5 protein-coding genes are annotated in these 3,237 nt (G+C 72.7%); 4 read left to right on the top strand and 1 reads right to left on the bottom strand.

Annotated elements, in window-relative coordinates; translation table 11 throughout:
* From ACXJKG_RS20270 to ACXJKG_RS20280, 3 genes are all read left to right on the top strand, one after another.
* The coding region (locus ACXJKG_RS20270; protein WP_456847523.1) for a C40 family peptidase at window positions 1-432 on the top strand (432 nt) is incomplete at its 5' end.
* Between the two features lie 280 nt (window positions 433-712).
* A complete protein-coding gene (locus ACXJKG_RS20275; RefSeq protein WP_456847526.1) occupies window positions 713-1,174 on the top strand; it encodes an HNH endonuclease in 462 nt (153 codons plus the stop codon).
* Window positions 1,175-1,299: 125 nt separating this feature from the next.
* Window positions 1,300-2,241: a universal stress protein gene (locus ACXJKG_RS20280; protein WP_456847524.1), complete on the top strand. Its 942-nt coding sequence runs from the start codon at window positions 1,300-1,302 to the stop codon at window positions 2,239-2,241.
* Here ACXJKG_RS20280 and ACXJKG_RS20285 read toward each other — a convergent pair.
* The gene (locus ACXJKG_RS20285; protein WP_456847527.1) at window positions 2,238-2,720 is read right to left on the bottom strand and encodes an Lrp/AsnC family transcriptional regulator; all 483 of its coding nucleotides are present in this window, start codon (window positions 2,718-2,720) and stop codon (window positions 2,238-2,240) included. The genes ACXJKG_RS20280 and ACXJKG_RS20285 overlap by 4 nt on opposite strands.
* A 181-nt stretch (window positions 2,721-2,901) precedes the next feature.
* On the opposite strand from ACXJKG_RS20285, the gene ACXJKG_RS20290 reads away from it, so the two are divergent.
* The coding region (locus ACXJKG_RS20290) for a hypothetical protein (protein ID WP_456847525.1) at window positions 2,902-3,237 on the top strand (336 nt) is incomplete at its 3' end.

A 3,237-nucleotide genomic window follows, 5' to 3' on the forward strand; every position in this document is an offset into this window, starting at 1 on the left:
GTCAAGGTCAAGGCCGCTGCCTCGCGCAGCACCGCCCGCGCCGCCGTCGCCGCGACGCCGGCCGCCGACGTCGCCTCGGCCGCCGTGCCGCAGTCCGTCGCCGGCAACGCGGTCCTCGAGATCGCCGCCCGCTACGTCGGCACCCCGTACGTCTCGGGCGGGTCCACCCCGGCCGGCTTCGACTGCTCGGGCTTCGTCTCCTACGTCTACGCGCAGCTCGGCGTCTCCCTGCCGCGCACGTCCGGTGGCATCAAGGCCGCCGGCACGGTCATCTCCCGTGCGGACGCCCAGCCGGGCGACCTCATCTGGAGCCCCGGCCACATCTCGATCTACGCAGGTGGCAACGAGCAGATCGACTCGCCCCGCCCGGGCAAGACGATCCAGTTCCGCGCCATCTGGCAGAGCGCTCCGGTCTTCATCCGGATCGGCTGAACGCAGCTCGCTCCAGCAGACGAGGCCCCGACGACACCGATGTCGTCGGGGCCTCGCCTCGTTGACCAGGCGATACCGGCGCGTACTCTGGCCGTGCACCACGCTGTTGCTTCGCTTCGCCGGGCCGGCAGCCAGCCGGTCCGACCCCCGAGGTCGGGAGAACGCCGTGCTCATGAATGCCGCAAAGCTGTCCACCGAGGCCATCGGCGGGGCAGCCCCCGAGGTCGGCTCGCCGGGGCTGATCGCGTCCGGAGCACGCACCCTGCTGCTCAACGCCAGCATGGAACCCTTGTGCATCGTGAGCCTGCGGCGTGCCGTGGTGCTCGTGATGACGGGCAAGGCCACCGTGCTCGAGACCGACGGCCGCCTGCTGCACTCCGAGCACGTGGCCGTCCCGCTGCCCGTCGTCCTGTGCCTGACGCGCTACGTGCACGTCCCTGTCCGCCGCCCCGTGCCGCCCACGCGCCGCACCGTGCTGCAGCGGGACAACCACCGGTGCGCCTACTGCGGCGGGGGAGCGGACACCGTCGACCACGTGCACCCGCGCTCCCGCGGCGGACGGCACGAGTGGACCAACGTCGTCGCCGCCTGCGTGCGCTGCAACCACCGCAAGGCCGACCGTCTGCTGCACGAGATCGGCTGGGAGCTGGCGTTCGTGCCGCGGGCCCCACGCTGGTCGGTCGCGTTCGGCACCACGTCGGTCCGGTCCGAGCCGCTGTGGTCGCAGTACGTGGTGGCCTGACCCGCTCTTCGTCAACGTCGCGCCAACGTATGGCAACATTCCGGTACACCTCGGGTGCATCGGCGCACCCGAGGAGGACACTGGAACGAGTGCACAGCGGCTCGTGACGAGCTCGGAGGCTCCGGATGACGCGTGACGATGTGGTCCTCGTCGGGGTGGACGGGTCGGCTGCAAGCCTGCACGCGCTCGACTGGGCCGCCGCGCAGGCCCGCGCCCACGGCTGGGGCGTCCGGCTGGTGTGCAGCTACTCGCTCCCGTCCTTCACGGCGGCGTCGCTCGACGGCGGGTACGCCGCCCTGGACGACACCGCCATCCAGGAGGGCGCCAGGGCCGTGCTGGCGGAGGCGACGGACCGCGTCTCGTCCATGGGCGTCCCCGTGACCGCCAAGGTCCTCACGGGCGACGCAGYGGGCGTGCTGGTCGAGATGTCGCACTCCGTGCGGCTCGCGGTCGTCGGCACCCGCGGCCGCGGCGGGTTCGCGGACCGGCTGCTGGGCACGGTCTCGTCGGCGCTGCCGGCGCACGCGTACTGCCCGACGGTGGTGGTCCCGTTGCGGGAGGACGGCAAGCCGCTGCCCGACGACGCCCCGATCCCCGCCCCCCGGGCCGTCAAGCGCATCGTCGTCGGCGTCGACGGCTCCCCGCAGGCCGAGCACGCGCTGCGGTACGCGATCGGCGAGGCCGAGGCCTGGGGTGCCGAGCTGACGGCGGTCGCCGGGGTGCCCGTGGGGTCGATGACGGGCGTGCTGGCGTGGCTGCCGTCCGCCGTGGACCACGAGCAGGTGCTGCGGGACGTCACCGAGGGGCTGCACGTCGTCGTCGACCGGGCCCTGACCGACCACCCCGGGGTGACCGTGCGGCGGATCGCCCTCGACGGGACGGGCGCGGAGCTGCTCACCGAGTTCTCGGTGGCCACCGACCTCATCGTCGTCGGGTCCCGCGGCCGTGGCGGGTTCACCGGGCTGCTGCTGGGCTCCACCAGCCAGGCCGTGCTGCACCACTCCGACTGCCCGGTCATGGTGGTCACCAACCGGTGCGTCGCGTCGGAGCAGGCGGTTGCCGGTTAGCCCTCCGGGGCCGGTGGCACGTCCGGTCGCCTGACCAGCGCGGAGAGCACCACGGTCGAGCGCGTGCGGGCCACGAACGGCTCCGCGGCCAGCTTCTCGACGACGCGCTCGAGGTGCCGCATGTCCCGCGCGCGCACCTGCACCACGAGGTCCACATCGCCCGTCACGGTGCTCGCCGCGACCACCTCGGGGTAGTGCTCGACGGCCGCCCGCATGGTCGCCGGGCTGGTGGAGCCGTTGCAGTAGAGCTCGACGAACGCCTCGGTCTGCCAGCCCATGGCCGCCGGATCGAGCCGGACCGTGAAACCGCGGATCACGCCCCTCTCGCGCAGCCGGTCGACGCGCCGCTTCACGGCCGGTGCCGAGAGCGATACCTGCTCTCCCACCTGCGCAAACGTCGCGCGAGCGTCCAGGGCCAGCACGCGCAGGATCGCCGTGTCGAGGGCGTCGAGCCCGGAGTCGTCGGTCACGCCGCCCATCATCTCGTCGCGACACCCCATTTGGCGCATTACCGCAAGTCATGGCACTCTGCACGCACTACGCCAAACGGGTGATTCGCCAAAAGCGGCACATTGCCTCAAGGCGGACGCATCTGATGCCGAGATGACTAGAAGCCCCATTTTCCCGCCAGACACGCAGGGGTCCCGCGAAGGAGGCGACATGGTCAAGGACACCAAGAAGCGGCTGGACCTTGTTCCGAGCCAGCGCCCGTCCGTCGTCAGCGAGCCCACCCCGTCGGTCGCCGACGTTCCCCAGCCCCACCCGGCTCCCTCCGCCCTCGTCGAGCCTTCGAGCGAGTCGGCGGTCGCGCGATCGGCGGCCGTCCGCCGGTCCGTCTGGATCGGCCTCGCCGCCGGCATGGCGCTCGCCGTGGCCGCCGGGGGCGGCGTGTACGCCGCCGACCAGAAGGCCCAGGAGGCCAAGGACGCGGCGCTGGACGCCCACATCCGGGTCGACCGGGCCGTCCTCGCCGCCAGCCGTGACGCGGTCGCCGAC

The sequence above is a fragment of the Cellulomonas sp. P5_C6 genome, assembly GCF_054049635.1.

Bases quoted from the DNA above. Each gene is read 5' to 3' on its own strand.
- ACXJKG_RS20285 (WP_456847527.1), bottom strand. From the start codon at position 2,720: ATGGGCGGCGTGACCGACGACTCCGGGCTCGACGCCCTCGACACGGCG.
- ACXJKG_RS20275 (WP_456847526.1), top strand. From the start codon at position 713: ATGGAACCCTTGTGCATCGTGAGCCTGCGGCGTGCCGTGGTGCTCGTG.